Source organism: Exiguobacterium sp. ZOR0005 (genome assembly GCF_000798975.1).
Taxonomy (GTDB): Bacteria; Bacillota; Bacilli; order Exiguobacteriales; family Exiguobacteriaceae; genus Exiguobacterium; species Exiguobacterium aurantiacum.
The window spans coordinates 326,389-342,783 of sequence record NZ_JTLB01000012.1; the positions used below are offsets into that span (position 1 = coordinate 326,389).

Consider the following 16,395-nt stretch of genomic DNA (forward strand, 5'->3'; position numbering starts at 1 on the left):
TTCTTATTGCCAGAAGAACGTGTACACCGGTGCGTCCTGCAAGAACAGGAGCAACAGCACCGTCACCGCCGCGTAATAGACGACGAGACGTTCCCGCCGTTCGAACGTCTTGATGATCTCCGGGATCATGAGGAGCAAGAACAGCGTGAAGTATTGGACGAGCCGCATCATCGACGGGTTGATGAACGTGAGCGGCAAGAAGCACGCGGCGAGGAACAAGGCATTGAAGTAATGGATCGCCTGCGGGTTGTTCGTCAAGATCTCATCCCGGCGCCAAAGGGCGACGAGCAGCACCGAGAGCAGCATGACGCTGAAGTTGACCGCCCCCGCCCCTTCGAGCGCCGAGTACGTGTCGTACCCCGACAGCGAGACAAGAAGATTGAAGAACGGGCCACGGAAGGCGAACAAGGCGGCGATGATGCCGAGCATCCCGAGAATGTACGGTTTCGTCAGCCGCTTGTCGGCGAGGAAGTAAAACGGTAAGAAGATGAGTGCCGACTTATGGATCGTCAAGGCGACGAACAAGATGGCGAGGAAGGCGACGAGCCGCTTCGCCCGGATGAAATGGTAGCCGATTAAGACGACGAGCGCCGTCGCCACCGTCTGCCTTAGCCCCGTGACGGCGAAGAACTCGTAAAACAGCACCGAGAACAACAAGAAGCTGATGAGCGGCTCACTCGAGTACTTGTAGATGAAGTAGCCGAGTGGGATCATGAAGATGAGCGCGATCAACACCAAGTACACTTGATAGTCGGTGATGACGAACTGGACGAGCCGTTGGAACAAATAGTAGCCCGGGTCCTCGCTCTCGGTGAAGACGATTTTGAAGAAGTCGTTCGTCAAGGCGGACAGCGGTAACTTTTCGGTCTCGAGGAAGAGCACCTTATACTGTGCCGTGTCGTCCCCGACCGTGATGTGGCGAAAGCCGGAGAGCACGATCCATTGAATCGTCGCGAACGTGACGAACCAGCCGCGTTTGTACGATGCGTCGCTTCGCATGAGGAGCATCGCCCACATGACGAGGAGCGCGAGATTGACGAGATAGATGGTCATGGGTTCTCCTCTTTTCTACCGATAGATGAGGTTCGTGACGCCCCGGTACAGCGTCAGCATGTTCGACACCGCCCAGCCTTTCATCCGGTGCGTGCCATACTCGAGCGGGCTGAAGTAGTCGCGCACGTTCCGCGTCGCTAAATATTCATCGCGCACGTCGGTCGCGTCTTCTTTGAACGTGTGGCGCAAGATGATCGGGACGAGCTCTCGCGAGTCCCCTCTGCGCTCGACGCGCAAGAGGAGCGTCCGCAAGTAGCGGTTCGACTCGAGCTCGGCGCGATGCGCGATCTTTTTCGTCTGCTGCGCCCCATGGAGGCGCGAGTAGACGAGCGGCTCGTCCGTCAAGAAGTAGTCGAAGCCGTCGAGCGCGAACTCGACCCAGCACATCCAGTCTTGGATGAACTTGTCCTCGAGCGAGAAGCGGTGCGCGCGGAACGCGTCACGCGGGATGAGGAGCGCGCAACCGTTGAGCGACGCCGTCAGCATCAAGTGTCGGAACATGTCGTTCGAGGCGTAAAATCCATTGAACTTGCGTTGATAGCGGCGAATCGGGGCCCCGTGTTCGTCGATGAACGCCGTCCCCGTGACGAGGATCGTCCGTTTCGCGTCGAGCCGTTCCCGCTCGAGCGTCTCGATTTGCGCCTCGATTTTACGTGGGGCGTACAAATCGTCGTGGCTGAGCCAAGAGAAGAAGTCGCCTTCCATCTCGTCGATCCCGCGGTTGAGCGCGCTCGAGACGCCGCCGTTCTCTTTCTCGATATACCGGATTTTGTCGCCGTAGCGTCGGGCGACATCCGCCGTCTTCCCGCCGTCGGTCGACCCGTCGTTGACGACGATGACCTCGACGTGTTCATACGTCTGGGCGAGCGCGCTGTCGATGCAAGCCGCCAAATAGTTGCTCCCGTTATACACCGGGATGATGATCGAGACGAGTGGTCTCATAGCGCATTCCTCACTTTCTCGTAACGGAGCGTCTCATAGACGTCCAAGTAATCGCGCGCCCGGTCATGAAGGGCGAAGTTCGTCCGGGCGTGGATGACGCACGCGTCGCTGTAGGCCGCCTTGCCGCGCGCGAGGACGCGGTCGATGCCGTAGGCGATGTCTTCGAGCCGCCGTGTCGAGACGACGGCACCGGTCTCGTCGGTGACAAGTTCCGGGCTCGCCGTCGCATCGATGACGACGACCGGGGTACCGCACGCCATCGCCTCGACCGTGACGTTGCCGAACGACTCTTCTTCCGACAAATTGAGGAACACGTCGGCGAGCGCGTAATAACGGGCGAGCTCGCGGGCGTCGTTCGTCTCAGGCACATGGATGACGTTGTCCGGAAACGTCGCGTCGTCGAGCCGACCGATCAACAGGAACGCGTCATCGGGTCGGGAGCGGGCAAGGTCGAGGAAGGCGGTGAGCCCTTTCGCCTCACCCCACGTGCTCGCGACACCGAGCAGGACGGTCTTGCCGGTGAGGCCGAGACGCTCCCGCAGCGCGGACGTCTCGACCGGCCGGAACACGTCGAGGTCGACCCAGTTATGGATGCGCCGGATGACGTTCGCCTGCCCGAGAAACGAGAAACGCGCCTCGGTCGTGATCCAATCGGAGACGCCGACGACGCCGAGACGCGGGATCGCCGTCAACCATCGTCGTTTGTCCGCGAGCATCTCGCTCGTCCGGTCGAACAGCCAGCTCGGGATGTCGGACTTTAACAGCGGGCAGCCGCCGCAGCCGTGCTGCCACTTGTCGCATCCGGCGGCCGCGTAGTGCGTGCACTTCCCGGTGAAGAACCAACAGTCGTGGAGTGTCAACACGGTCGGGATGTCGCGGACGGCGAGGAAATCGAAGAGCGTCTTCAGATGGAGGTAGTTCGCATGCAAGTTATGGAGATGGACGACGTCCGGGCCGTAGCGCTCGATCTCGCGCACCAAGTTCTCGGTCGCGAGCCGTGAGGCGTACCCTTGCCGTCCGGTGATGCGGGCGTGGAGCGCGTGCAGTTTCACGTCGACCGCATCCCCGATGACGTAACTCCCTTCGGTGACCGGTCCCGTCGAATGGGCGACGCGCGTCTCGTGCCCGTATTCGTGATGGACGGCCGCGAGTTCTTTACAGATCCGCCCGGTGCTCTTCACATCGTTGATCGCGTTGATGTGGAGGATCTTCATCGTCGTCACCTCACTCGTACGCGTAATACGTACGGCGTCCGCTCGATGGCCGCTTGTTGAGGACGAGGCCGAGCATGTGCGTCCCGGTCCGTTCGAGCTGTTCTTTCGCCTTCAACACGAGCTGGCGGTCCGAGTTCTCACAGCCGATGACGAGAATCGTGCCGTCCGACACGTTCGCGAGCAGCCGCGCGTCGGCCACTTGCATCATCGGCGGCGCGTCCAAGATGACGATGTCATAGTCGGCGCGCACGTCTTCAAGCAACTGCGTCATCCGTTCAGAGGCGACGAGCTCGGTCGGATTCGGCGGGATCGGGCCGGCGGCGAGGAGCGACAGCCGCGCGACGTCTGTTTTCTGGATGGCCCGGTCGAGTGGGATGCGCCCGACGAGGATCGTCGACAGGCCGGCATGCGCCGACGTCTTGAACGTGAAATGCGCGGTCGGTTTCCGCAGGTCGCAGTCGATCAACAGGACGCGCTTGCCGAGCTGGGCGTAGACGACGGCGAGGTTCGCCGCGGTCGTCGACTTACCCTCGCCGTTCGAGGCGGACGTGACGGTGATCATCTGCAATTTCTGACCGATCGACGTGAACTCGAGGTTCGTCCGGATCGTCCGGTACTGTTCCGAGATCGGCGACTTCGGGTTCGCGAGCGTGATCAAGTCGCGCTGACCGTAATCAGGAAGATTGGCGTTCTTTTTTCGCAGAAACATGGGGAAGGTCTCCTTTCACGTCAGGTACTTTCGGCTTCTTTACTTTCATATCGCGACGTTCGATGACCGGCACCGAGCCGATGACCGGCAAGTCGAGGAGTCGTTCGGCTTCCTGTTCGGTCTGGATGCGTTTGTCGAACAAGTAGCGCAACAGGCCGATGAGGGCACCGAAGAACAGACCGACAAAGACGCCGATCGCCGTGTTGATGAGCAAGTTCGGCGAGACCGGATCCGTCGGTACTTCGGCCGGCGACAAGATGCGGACGTTGTCGATGTTCATGAGGTCCGGGATCTCCGCGGCGAACACTTCGCTGATGACGTTCGCCGTCTCGGCTGCGCCCGCGGCGTCCGTATGGGTCACGACGACGTTGATGACTTGCGAGTCTTCCTCGCTCTCGACGGTGATGGCGTCCGAGATCGGGTCCGGTGCGTTCGGCACGCGCTCTTTCACTTCGCTCAAGATGGCCGGGCTCTTCATGATGACCCGGTACGTGTTGACGAGCGAGAGCGACGACAACACTTCGGAGCTGTCGACCCGGTCATTTTCTTGTTTCGTCACGAGGAGCACTTGCGTCGACGCCTCGTACGTCGGCTGGATGAACGTCGAGCTCAAGTAATAGGCAGCGAATCCGCCGATGAGCATGAAAGGCACGAGCAGCCACTTGCTCTTCTTCAGCACCTCGACGAGATCGCCGACGATCGTCGTTTGATCGTTCATGGATTTTTCCTCCCTACAGACAGAATGGACGACAGAAATAAGGCACAAGTCTACCGTAGTACCTTCTTACCCCGTTCATCTTGATAATCAGAGAGATAGATTTATCATTTTTTCGCAACATCATGTCATGTTGCCGTTCCGTTTCGTTCTTTGTCTTTTTAGGAAGTTCGACCTAAAAAAACGACCGCCTCGCGAGGAGACGGTCGTTCACTTCAGTTCGCGATGCAATTCACGGTCGGTGATGTAGTCGGGTTCGAGTTTCAAAATGACCCGGTCGAAGGCGTATTGAAGACCGAGAACGGTGAGGACGAGAACGGCGATTGGGATGAGGAACGTGATGCCCGGTGTGGCCGTATCAAACCACCAGAGCAAGCCGAGAAATCCGATGAACCCGACGGTCGTAAGCCAAAACGGGAGACGGACGAGCCGTCGATACGTTTTGTCGTCGTTAAACGAACGGCGGATTGTGCCGAGCTTCCACTCACGGACGAGCAGCGGTACGACGCCTAGAAAGCCAATCGAGACGAGGAGAGGCTGCGACAGCTCGACCGTTCGGATCAACGTTCCGGTGATGATGAGCGAGGCCATCCCGAGGATGAACGTCTTCGCCTTGCCTTTTCGCGCGTACTCGACGAGTTGGCGGATATGTTGTTCGCGTCTCATGAGAGTTCCTCCTTTTGGATTACATGTTCATGTACGTAAAAAGCTCGGCACAAGTTTCGAAATAAGAAACTCGCCCGAGCTTTTCTTAATAATCTTCCAGTTCAAACAAATAAGGTTTTTGAACCGAGAATTGATGGGAAGATTTCAAAATCAATGCGTCTTGATTTACATTGAGTTTAATTTGTTTGCCATCTTCCGTTTCGATGACTAATACCCCATCCGCGTAAGACGCATTCTTCACTTCAGAGTTAAGCTGAAACTTAACTACTGACGTCTGTTCTGCATTCACTGAAAAAGAAAGCATGAGCTCATTCACCTCTTTTCTAAGCTTAAAATCATTTTGCATATCGCATTCGCGTTATACATTTTGAGTCTATCATATTGAAAAATCGCTTCGATTCGGCTCCTTTGACGGAGTGTAAATTAAGCTATGTCGATAATGCATTTTTAGTTCAGGAGAAGAATATACTGAATCACCACATGTCGAAATTTAATAGTGGAGCATGAAAAAATATTACAATTTTGTTACAAATAAGTTTCTGGTTTTGCTAGAATTTAAAATTTCAAATCTTAATTCATTCAAATGTATTCGTTCCGATGAATCCATTCTCATGAGCCAACTGACTATTGTATAAAGACGGTCTGCGTCTGTTTCACATACCCTGTCTTTTGTTGCGTCACGAGCAATCTCTTCCCTTTTGGTTGCGTCGGGATGCTCACCCGGTACGTCCCTTTGGCGTCCACTTTGACGGTCTTCCCAATCATCTTGTTATTGGAGAACACACGGACGAGCGATCCCGGTTCACCTTTTCCTGTGACGACGCGTGAAGATGCCGTAGCGGTGAGTGGCGCCTGCACCCCGAGGACGGTGCGCTGTAGGATGGGTGACGTATTCCCTGCCTCATCCATCGCCTGCACCGTGACGACCTCACCAATTCGTAACTTTGGCAGATTGAGCGAATAGACGCCGGCTGTCGTGGTCTTCGTCGTCAATCGCTTCTTGTCGTGGCGAACGACGATGGTCGAACCGGCTTCCGCACGTCCGAACACACGGGTCGATCGGTCGGTGAGCGTTGACATCGTCGCGAGCGTTGGCGGTGTCGTATCGAGCGGTTGAATCGTTTGCGTCGTCTCACTTCCGTCCGCGTGGATCAAAACAAGCGTGAGCGGTTTAGTTTGCGGCTTAAAATCGAGCCGGAAGAAGAACGTCGTCTCGTCTTTCGCAAGCACGGTCTTTCCTTGACGCAGTTCTACCCGCACCGGTGTGAACGCCATCCGTTCGAGGTGTCCGATCAGACGGGTCGATGTATCGGTCAACGTGTCCATCAGCTTCAATGAGACGCTCTCGCCTTCCTGCACATACGTCTGTGCCCCGTCGCTCATCGTCCCGCCTTGTAGTTGGACGACACGGACGCCAATCCCTTGAGGCAGCTTCCGTTCAAGCGGGATGCGGAACGAACCATCTGTATTGACCGTCGCCTCGCCGAGACGGAACCCGAACTCGTTCCACGCCTTCACGACGAGCCCGGGTGTCCCAGAACCGGTGAGACCGAGCGCGTCACTCGTCACCGGATGAAGGATCGGGGCGCCTGGTTTCACTTCAGAAGGAGGCACGATCACGATGGGCGGGGGTGGTTCGTTAAACGTTCGAGAGACCGTCGCGACAGTCGGATCGCTCGGATAATAGCCGTCTGCCGTTTGTGTGACAGAGACGGTCGTGCCTGCCGGGAGTAATGCTTTCAGTTGGCAACTAAACGTGCGGTCAAAGTTGACGTGGGTTTCGCAAAGTTTACGGTTTGTTGCGTCGTTCACGGTGATGATGTTGTCCTCTACCCACTCAGTTTCAGTCACACGTCCTTCGATGTATGTACTTCGATCCGTTATCTTCTGTACAATCGGCGAAGATACTTTCGTCGCCTCGACTACTTCAATCACTTCCTCACGATAAACCTCTCCGTCCCTCCCATCGACGATTTGGACCGTGAAACTCGTTCCTGCGCTAAGTGGTTTGTTCAGATGCATCTCACATTTATAGTTATCGATGTACCTGTAATCAAGAAGCTCACCTTGATCATTCAAGGCAATGATTCGATAAATCCCATCGACGTAAGTATTTGTGCAGAGGGATGCCCATCTCGTCTGATTCGTAATCGTTTTTACAAAGTCAATCGATGGTGGTTCAACTGTTGGATTTTCATCCTCGTTCCTTGACAATACTTTCACTTTTGTTTCTCCAAGTTTTCCGTCCCAGTAATCGAAGAAAGTGAGAGTTAACTCCTCTTTAACAAGCTGGCGTTTTAAATAAATTTCTCCGTATGTGTTCCACCCCAATTTCACACCCGATTCATCTTTGACCTCAAAATAAGAGTAAGATGCAGTATCTCGGTCGCTACTCAGCCAAAGATGCTCATCTCCTTCATACAATGCAGAACTTATCGGCAATTTAGTTCGTGCCTTCCGAACTTGTAACGTTTCGGATTTCCCTTCACGCCCCCAGAAACTATATGGGGTGACGGTTAGTGTTTCGCCTTCTTCCAAACGTTCTAATATAGGAATTGTAAAGCTATAATAAGTATCTGATAGTTGTGCAATCAAGGTACCGTCCGCGCGTTTTACGTAAAGTTTGCTCAATGGCTTTACTTTACCTATGACTGACCCCATATCTGCATAATACGGATTTAAAAAAAGGTCGAGTGATTCCTGTGCTGCATTCACTGTCACTTCCACAGTCTCACTTACCTCTCCTTTTGCATTGCGTAACCTTACCGCCACGCGATCATCCACTTGTAAGCCTGATTGCAGATTCAGATAGAATCGTCGTTCTGAACGAATTGGTTCATATGTGCTTCGTAAGAACTGTCCATTTATATAAAAATCGACAAATGACCCTTCTATTCCTCGTCCGGTTATTGAAATTGCATCCTCGTCCAATTCCTCAATCATAGGAGATGCAATAGTTACTAGACGAGTAGATACAGTATGTTCTTGAACAAACTGCCCATTCAAGTAAAATGAGATGAGTTCCCCTTCTCTTAGTGTGCGATTCAATTCTAACGTCTGTTTGCCTTCCCATACGTTTCTACTAAACAAGATTGTCTCATCTTCCGCTTTGACGGTGAGTCCTCCATAACCAATATTACTGACAACAACTCTGTTCTCTCCTGCAAAGAGTTCATCTACTGTAAGAAAAGCTTCCGCCTTCACCCCAATCGGCTGCAACACCGACACGACCATTAATCCGATCATCAACCACAAAACTATCCGTTTCATTCATCACGACTCCTCATTTTATATAATCTTCCTGATCTATTATAGATTAGGGAAAATATAACAAATGATGTTTTTCTTACAGCTCGCAAATGAGATTTTTAAAATTGAAATTTATTTTTGTCAGTACGTGCTTAGCGAATCAAAACATTATATAGAAGACAAAATAAGGGTAAATGTGTCCAACAAAAGAAATCTGAATATTCCTAAATGTAAGCGTTGACATTCTGTTTTGACGCATGCTACATTTCAAGTATCAAATAACAACTGAATGGTTTCCTGCGCAGGAATGTTACCTTCATGGGCATAACCTGGCTCGAGTCAAATCGGCATACGTCTCGTTACGTATCCATTTGGCTCGAGTCAGGTTTTTTATTTGAACAAATCCAACGTAAAGGAATGAGACGGACATGAAATACGAACAGCTCGCACGCGACATTATCCAACAAGTCGGCGGCAAAGAGAACGTCAACAGCGTCGTCCACTGTATCACCCGTTTGCGGTTCAAATTGAAAGATGAAAGTAAAGCCAACACGGAAGCCATCAAAAATATGGACGGTGTCGTCACCGTCATGAAGAGCGGCGGCCAGTATCAGGTCGTCATCGGTAACCACGTCCCAGACGTATATAAAGCGGTCGTCGAAGTCGGCGGCTTCCAAAACCAATCGCCAATCGAGGACGAGGACGGGCCGAAAGGATCACTGTTCAGCCGTTTCATCGACATTATCTCTAGCATCTTCACCCCGATCCTCGGCGTCTTGGCCGCGACCGGGATGATCAAAGGGTTCAACGCCCTCTTCGTCGCCCTCGGTTGGTTATCTGCCGAATCGGGCACGTATCAACTATTGAACGCTGTCGGCGATTCGCTCTTCTACTTCTTCCCGATCTTCCTCGGGTATACGGCCATCAAGAAATTCGGCGGCAGTCCGTTCATCGGGATGGCCATCGGGGCATCGCTCGTCTACCCGACGCTCTCGACGCTCACGGCGGGCGACCCGCTCTACACCGTCTTCGCCGGTACGATGTTCGAGTCACCGATTCACATCACGTTCTTCGGTGTCCCGGTCATCTTGATGACGTACTCGACGTCGGTCATTCCGATCATCATCGCCGCGTTCTTCGCCGCGAAACTTGAGAAGTTCTTGAAGACGGTCATCCCAGACGTCATCAAAATGTTCATCGTTCCACTCCTTACGTTACTCATCATCGTCCCGCTCACGTTCATCTTGATTGGACCGATCGCGACATGGGCCGGGATGTTGCTCGGTAGCGCCACAGTCGCCGTCTATAACTTGAGCCCGCTCATCGCCGGTCTTTTCCTCGGCGGTCTCTGGCAAGTGTTCGTCATCTTCGGCCTTCACTGGGGCCTCGTCCCGGTCGCCATCAACAACTTGACGTCACTCGGATCGGATCCGGTGCTCGCACTCGTCTTTGCGGCCTCGTTCGCGCAAATCGGTGCCGTACTCGCGGTCTTCCTCCGCATCAAGAACCAAAAGATCAAAACACTCAGTATCCCGGCCTTCATCTCAGGCATCTTCGGGGTCACCGAGCCTGCGATTTACGGGGTCACGCTCCCGCTTAAAAAACCGTTCATCATGAGCTGTATCGGTGGTGCCGTCGGTGGTGGAATCATGGGGGTTATGGGCACGCAAGTGTACATGATTGGTGGCCTCGGCGTCTTCGGCTACCCGTCAAACATCTCACCTGAAGGGCTCACGGCCGGTTTCTACGGCGCCCTCATCGGTACAGCAGTCGCCTTCGTCGTCGGTTTCGTCTTGACGTACTTGTTCGGCGGCGTCAACAAAGCCGTCGCGGCGACACCGCAACCGGAAGTCACACCGGTACGTGAAGAAGTGTCGGCAACAAAAATCGGTCAAGAGCAAGTGCTCAGCCCGCTCGCCGGGGACGTCGTCAAACTTTCTTCAATCTCAGACGTCGCCTTCTCATCCGGTTCACTCGGACAAGGCGTGGCCATCGAACCGACGGAAGGCCGGCTCGTCGCCCCGGTGTCAGGGACAGTCTCGGCGCTCTTCCCGACCCATCACGCGATTGGCATCACGACCGAGACGGGCGCAGAAGTGCTCATCCATATCGGCATGGACACGGTTCAATTAGAAGGAAAACATTTCAAAGCGCACGTCACGCAAGGTGAGTTCGTCGAGAAAGGTCAACTGTTGATCGAGTTCGACCTCGACGCAATCAAACGCTCTGGCCGCGCCCTCACGACGCCGGTCATCGTCACGAACCGAAAACAGATCGCCGAGAAGCACGGTGCTCGTGTCGCGACAGGTGAAACACTGTTTGTCATTAACGAATAACCGCGGGAGGGCGCATCCCTCCCTTACATTAGAAAGGATGATTCGATGAGTTTTCCAAACGGATTTCTATGGGGCGGCGCCATCGCCGCGAACCAAGCAGAAGGCGCCTATTTAGAAGGTGGGAAAGGTTTGACGACGGTCGACTTGTTGCCAACTGGGAAGAAGCGGTTCGACGTCATGTTCGGCAACTTGCCGTCGCTCGAGCCGGTACCGGGTGAGTTTTATCCGTCACACGAGGCGATCGACTTCTATCACCGTTATAAAGAAGACATCGCGCTGTTCGCCGAGATGGGCTTCAAGGCGCTCCGCCTGTCGATCTCGTGGGCGCGCATCTTCCCGAACGGCGACGACGCGGAGCCGAACGAGGAAGGCCTCCAGTTTTACGATAACGTCTTCGACGAACTGTTGAAGCACGGCATCGATCCGGTCGTCACGCTCGCCCACTTCGACGTGCCGGTCAGCCTCATTAAAAACTACGGCAGTTGGCGCGACCGCCGCCTCGTCGACTTCTTCGAGACGTACGCGACGACGCTGTTTACGCGCTATAACGGTAAAGTGACCTATTGGATGACGTTCAACGAGATCAACATGCTGTTACATTTGCCGTTCATCGGTGCCGGTCTCGTGTTCGAGGAAGATGAGGACAAGCAGCAAGTGAAATACCAGGCGGCGCATCATCAGCTCGTCGCGAGCGCGAAAGCGGTCAAAGCGGCGCACGCCATCAATCCTGACATGCGAGTCGGCTGCATGCTCGCGGCCGGCCAGACGTACCCGTACTCGTGCAACCCGGACGATGTGTTGGACGCAATGGACAAGGACCGCGAATCGTTCTTCTTCATCGATGTCCAGTCGCGCGGCGAGTACCCAGGTTATGCGAAGCGCTATCTCGACGAGAACGGCATCACGCTCGCGATGGAAGACGGCGACCTCGAGCTGTTGAAACAGCACACGGTCGACTATATCGGCTTCAGCTATTATGCGAGCCGGACGACGAGCACGGACCCGGAGATCAACAAAGAAACAGAAGGCAACGTCTTCAGCTCGCTCGAGAACCCGTATCTCGAGAAGTCGGAATGGGGCTGGACGATTGACCCGACCGGCTTCCGCATCACGGCGAACCAGCTGTACGACCGTTATCAGAAGCCGCTGTTCGTCGTCGAGAACGGGCTCGGTGCCGTCGACACGCCGAAAGACGGTTATGTCGAGGACGATTATCGGATTGACTACATGACGAAGCATATCGAACAGATGCACGAGGCCATCAAGGACGGCGTCGAGATTCTCGGCTATACGAGCTGGGGCCCGATCGACTTGGTGAGCGCCTCGACCGGGGAGATGAAGAAACGTTACGGCTTCATCTACGTCGACAAAGACAATGAAGGTAACGGCACCCTCGTCCGGTCGAAGAAGAAGAGCTTCGATTGGTACAAGCAAGTCATCGCAACGAATGGAGCGGAACTGACGCTTCCGGCATCCGTGGAGAAATGAGAAAAGCAGCTTCGGCCGAATTCGGCTGAGGCTGTTTCTTCGATTGTCACGTTTCAAGTGACACCTTAGCAGGTAAATCAGTACTACAATCAGTCGTGAGCCAATCTCTAAAGGAGGAAACGCGATGAGCAACGAGCATCATCCGCACACCGACCACAAGCACCAACATAGCTTGTCTTGTGGTCACACGAAGATTCGACACGGTGACCATATCGACTACGTGCACGATGGACACTTACACCATGAGCATGACGGTCATTGGGATGAATGCGTCATCCCGGTGTCGGAGACGAACCCGGACGTCTGTGCCCCGATGGAATGCGGATGCAACCATGATGAGGACTGCGGCCACGAACTCGTCCCGCACGGTGATCACATGGATTACCTCGTTAACGGGCGCCTGCACCACGTCCATAACGGGCATTGTGACGACCACGGTCCGGTCGAACTCGTGAAGGCAGAGTGAGGATACAAAGAAAAGCAGCCTCGGCCGAAATTCGGCTGAGGCTGCTTTTTCTCATCGGACGACTTTACTCGTCTTCTTCATTGCTTCGTATCCCGTTTGGGTCATGTTCACCGTGATGACGGTCCCCGTCTTTTGTTTCGGGATCGTCAATCGATAGTTCCCTTTCGCATCAACTTTCACCGGTTTGCTGATCGCTTTCGTCCCGACAAAAGCCTGAACGGTCGCGTTCCGGTTCCCTTTCCCGGTCACGACCGTCTGCGTCGATTTGACCGCATTGATCGTGAACGATGGGAACGTGTTGAGTACTTTCGTCGAGGTCAAACTCGAAGCGTTCCCCGCCGCATCGCGCGCACGGACCGAAACGGTCGCACCCGGTTTCGTCGTCTTCACGTTATAGGCATACACCCCGGTCGAACTCGCCTTCGTCGTGTACGTCCGTCCGTCATACGTGATCAGTACGGTCGCACCCACTTCTGTCTTACCGGTCACCCGTGTCGACTTGTTCGTCAGCGTGAGAATGGTCGGCTTCGTCGGCCCGACCTTGTCAATCGTGAAGGAAATCGAGCTATAGTTGCCGGCTGCATCCGTCACGCGAAGCGCATATTTACCAGATGCGCTCACTTGTGTGTTCGTACGGAACGCCTTGCCGTTCAAGGTTGCCGTCCCTTCGTTGAAACGGATCGTCACGGTCTGATTCGTCAACTGGTTCGCACTGACACCTGTCACGACAGGTCGCGTCCGGTCAATCGTGAACGTCTCGACCGTCTCGTTTCCAATCGCGTCGACGAGACGGAGCGTGTACACCCCTTCCCGGGAAATACGTGTCCCTGAGACAAAGGGTTGCCCGTTCAGTGTCGCCGCCCCTTCCGTGAAGAGAGGCGCGACTTCCCGGTAATGCGTATTCCCTTTCGTCAAACCGCTCAAGACAGGAGGTGTCGCATCAATCGTGAAACGGACGACCGTCTCGTTCCCAGCTTCATCGATGACGCGCAACGTATAGCTCCCGTCTTTTGTGACCGCTTGGCCAGACGCGAACGGGACTCCGTTCAACGTGGCTTTTCCTTCGCTGAATCGTGGTGTGGCACGAACGAATGTCTTCCCGTCTTCGACGCCGCTCACTTCGACCTTCGTCCGGTCGATCGTGAAACGAATCTCCGTCACGTTCCCGGCCTGATCGGTCACGACGAGCACATACGTCCCTTCCTCCGTGACAATCGTGCCACTTGTGAAGGCTTGTCCGTTCAGCGTCGCCGTTTCTTCAAACACGGGTGTGACGTCTTGATTGAACGTCCCGTTCGTCACACCTGTGACGAGAGGTGCCGTCCGGTCAATCGTGAACGTGTGCGTCGTGGTGTTCCCGGCCTGATCGGTCACGACGAGCGTGTAGACGCCGTCCGCTGTGATCGGTGTCCCAGACGTGTACGGCTTCCCGTTCAGCGCCGCCGTTCCTTCGGTGAATGTTGGCGTCACGACGTCTTTCGTCAATCCGTCTGCCACCCCGTTCACCGTCACCGGTGTCCGGTCGATCGTGAACTCACGTGTCGTCTCATTTCCGGCCGCATCCGTCAAACGAAGCGTGTACGCCCCTTCTGCCGTGATCCGTGTCCCGGACGTGAACGGTTGACCGTTCAACTTCGCGACGCCTTCTGTGAACACCGGCGTCACGCCGTCTTGATAGAACGTCTGGTCAATCCCTTCGAGGAAAGGTGCGGTCAAATCGATCGTGAACGTGACAAGCGTAGCGTTGCCGACGAGGTCGACGACACGGATGACGTGCGTCCCTTCCACATTGACAGACCCGCCCGCGAACGGCTTCCCGTTTAACGTGGCCGTCCCTTCATTGAATGTCACCGTGACCGCTTGATTGAGCAATGCTCGGTCGGTCACCCCGGTAATGATTGGAGCCGTTTGATCGATTGTGAACTGACGAGTCGTCTCATTACCACTCGTATCTCGAACGACAAGTGTATACGTTCCATCTTCATCGATCGTCTCGCCTGAACTAAACGATTTTCCGTTCAACGTCGCCGTTCCTTCGTTGAACGAAAGCGTCACAGGCGTAGCGACGGATGCCCCATCGGTGATGCCTGATACGACCGGCGGCAAGACGTCACGAATCGGTTTCGTATATACGTCGCTCATGAACAGCCCGTGCTTCGCTTGAATCGTGAACGTGTCGTCGTTCAGCTCGAGCCCTTCAAACACGAACGTCCCGTCTGGCTTCGCCGTCGTTTGAACCGGCAACGACCCGAGCGTTACGGTCAACTCGGTTCCAGGTTCTGCCTTCCCTTGAATCGACGTGTCACGGTTCGTCACATCGTTGACGTGGAACACCTCATAACGTCGTGTCACACTTTCTGATGTGAGTTCGGCCTCATCGACCGAATAAGCCGTGAGCGTCACACTATCACCCAATATCATGGCCTCGGTGTAAGGTTGTGGCGACGCATCGTTCTTCGAAACATAGATGGTGGCTTGTTTCGTCGTCGTCAGTTCGACCGTCTCGCCTTGCAAGTAGATGCCACTATTTTTATTCGTCGTGACGACCGGCAAGTCACGCGAGTAGACTTTGTACGTCCAACGATGAATCTTGCCGAACTGGTCGGTCATCGTGAACCGAAGCATGTTGTCGCTCGGTGTCGGGACGGTGAGTCGGAACGTGCCGTTCGCTTTCGCTTGAATGACTTCCCCGTTCACAAAAAGTGTCCCGAGCGGTACATATGAACCGGAGACGTTGACGGTCCCGTTCGTTTCGAACACCGGCGTCTCGCTCAAACGGAACGGGAGCGTGCCGTACAGGTTGTTCGTCGCAATCATCGAAGAAATCGAGTTCGAGCCCGACATCGTCACCATCCCGTCTTGATACGGATAATAGTAGCCGAACGTGAAGTTGCTGGCCCGGATCTCACGCTTCGCTTGGACACCGCCCGTCAGACGAAGCCGTCCGCCGACATAGACGTTTCCGTTCAAGATGGTGTTCTGCCCGAGTGTGAGCGTGGCCCCCGGCATGATATAGACGTCTTGATCGACGGTCATGTAGCTCCACCAGTCATCCGAGCTGACGATGATAGCGTTGACCGGTTCGATTTTCGGGAGCGTCGTCACCGTGAAGGCAAACCCATCGGACACGGTCGTCGTGTTTTGATTCAAGTCGGTCAGCGTAAGCGTATGTAACGCCCATTTCCCTGCGCCTTCCGGGAAGTCGTTGCGGTTCAAGTCGAAGTGAAAACCTTCAGGCGTCACTTGCGAACTTGAGAGCGTGACGCGTTCCTCTCCGTTCACGAACACCGCCTCCGCCGACTTCAGCTTCAAGTCATCTGTAGCGTGGACGGTGAAGGACGACGTGTCATGTTCGTCGAGTTCGACATCATTCGCTTCAAGACGATTGAAGGTCGGTGCTACGGTGTCTGTTGAGGGGTAGCGCAACGAGAACCCTTGTGAGTCGTCCGCAGTTCGATAGGTCGCCCGGCTGTTCGTCCGATTGTCAGACATGTACACGTAGTCCAACACGTAACGTCCGGACTCCATCCCTTCTTCAATCAGGAGCGTCCCCTCGT

General features: G+C 54.8%; 12 protein-coding genes. 3 read left to right on the forward strand and 9 right to left on the reverse strand.

The features are described 5' to 3' along the window. Window positions 1–3 precede the first annotated feature (3 nt). The 8 genes from L971_RS05270 to L971_RS15150 all read right to left on the reverse strand — a co-directional run bounded on the left by L971_RS05270 (window position 4) and on the right by L971_RS15150 (window position 7,321). On the reverse strand, window positions 4–1,053 hold the full coding sequence (locus tag L971_RS05270) for an EpsG family protein (protein ID WP_047374739.1): 1,050 nt from the start codon (window positions 1,051–1,053) through the stop codon (window positions 4–6). Between the two features lie 15 nt (window positions 1,054–1,068). Further along, a complete protein-coding gene (locus tag L971_RS05275) occupies window positions 1,069–1,995 on the reverse strand; it encodes a glycosyltransferase (RefSeq protein WP_024370714.1) in 927 nt (308 codons plus the stop codon). After that, window positions 1,992–3,209 carry a glycosyltransferase gene (locus tag L971_RS05280; protein WP_047374741.1) on the reverse strand — a complete coding sequence of 406 codons (1,218 nt, stop codon included), beginning with the start codon at window positions 3,207–3,209 and terminating at the stop codon, window positions 1,992–1,994. Before L971_RS05280 ends, L971_RS05275 begins: the two co-directional genes overlap by 4 nt. A 10-nt stretch (window positions 3,210–3,219) precedes the next feature. Beyond that, window positions 3,220–3,918 (reverse strand): CpsD/CapB family tyrosine-protein kinase, encoded by a 699-nt coding sequence (locus L971_RS05285; protein ID WP_029334387.1) that lies wholly within the window; start codon window positions 3,916–3,918, stop codon window positions 3,220–3,222. Continuing rightward, window positions 3,884–4,636, reverse strand: coding sequence for a YveK family protein (locus L971_RS05290; protein ID WP_024370717.1), 753 nt, complete (start codon window positions 4,634–4,636; stop codon window positions 3,884–3,886). The genes L971_RS05285 and L971_RS05290 overlap by 35 nt, the downstream gene beginning before the upstream one ends. Before the next feature lie 207 nt (window positions 4,637–4,843). After that, complete coding sequence (locus tag L971_RS05295) at window positions 4,844–5,299, reverse strand: hypothetical protein (protein WP_047374744.1); 456 nt, start codon at window positions 5,297–5,299, stop codon at window positions 4,844–4,846. 85 nt (window positions 5,300–5,384) lie between these two features. Further along, window positions 5,385–5,645 carry a hypothetical protein gene (locus tag L971_RS05300; RefSeq protein ID WP_156111495.1) on the reverse strand — a complete coding sequence of 87 codons (261 nt, stop codon included), beginning with the start codon at window positions 5,643–5,645 and terminating at the stop codon, window positions 5,385–5,387. A gap of 278 nt (window positions 5,646–5,923) precedes the next feature. Continuing rightward, window positions 5,924–7,321, reverse strand: coding sequence for an Ig-like domain-containing protein (locus L971_RS15150; protein WP_197053162.1), 1,398 nt, complete (start codon window positions 7,319–7,321; stop codon window positions 5,924–5,926). 1,655 nt (window positions 7,322–8,976) lie between these two features. On the opposite strand from L971_RS15150, the gene L971_RS05310 reads away from it, so the two are divergent. The 3 genes from L971_RS05310 to L971_RS05320 all read left to right on the forward strand — a co-directional run bounded on the left by L971_RS05310 (window position 8,977) and on the right by L971_RS05320 (window position 12,838). Continuing rightward, complete coding sequence (locus tag L971_RS05310; RefSeq protein WP_047374749.1) at window positions 8,977–10,884, forward strand: beta-glucoside-specific PTS transporter subunit IIABC; 1,908 nt, start codon at window positions 8,977–8,979, stop codon at window positions 10,882–10,884. 45 nt (window positions 10,885–10,929) lie between these two features. Next, window positions 10,930–12,372, forward strand: coding sequence for a 6-phospho-beta-glucosidase (locus L971_RS05315; RefSeq protein ID WP_047374751.1), 1,443 nt, complete (start codon window positions 10,930–10,932; stop codon window positions 12,370–12,372). 124 nt (window positions 12,373–12,496) lie between these two features. Then, window positions 12,497–12,838 carry a hypothetical protein gene (locus L971_RS05320; protein ID WP_024370724.1) on the forward strand — a complete coding sequence of 114 codons (342 nt, stop codon included), beginning with the start codon at window positions 12,497–12,499 and terminating at the stop codon, window positions 12,836–12,838. A 51-nt stretch (window positions 12,839–12,889) separates the two neighbouring features. On the opposite strand, the gene L971_RS05325 is transcribed toward L971_RS05320, so the two are convergent. Beyond that, window positions 12,890–16,395: Ig-like domain-containing protein (locus L971_RS05325; RefSeq protein WP_231557566.1), on the reverse strand; the 3,506-nt coding region annotated here is incomplete at its 5' end.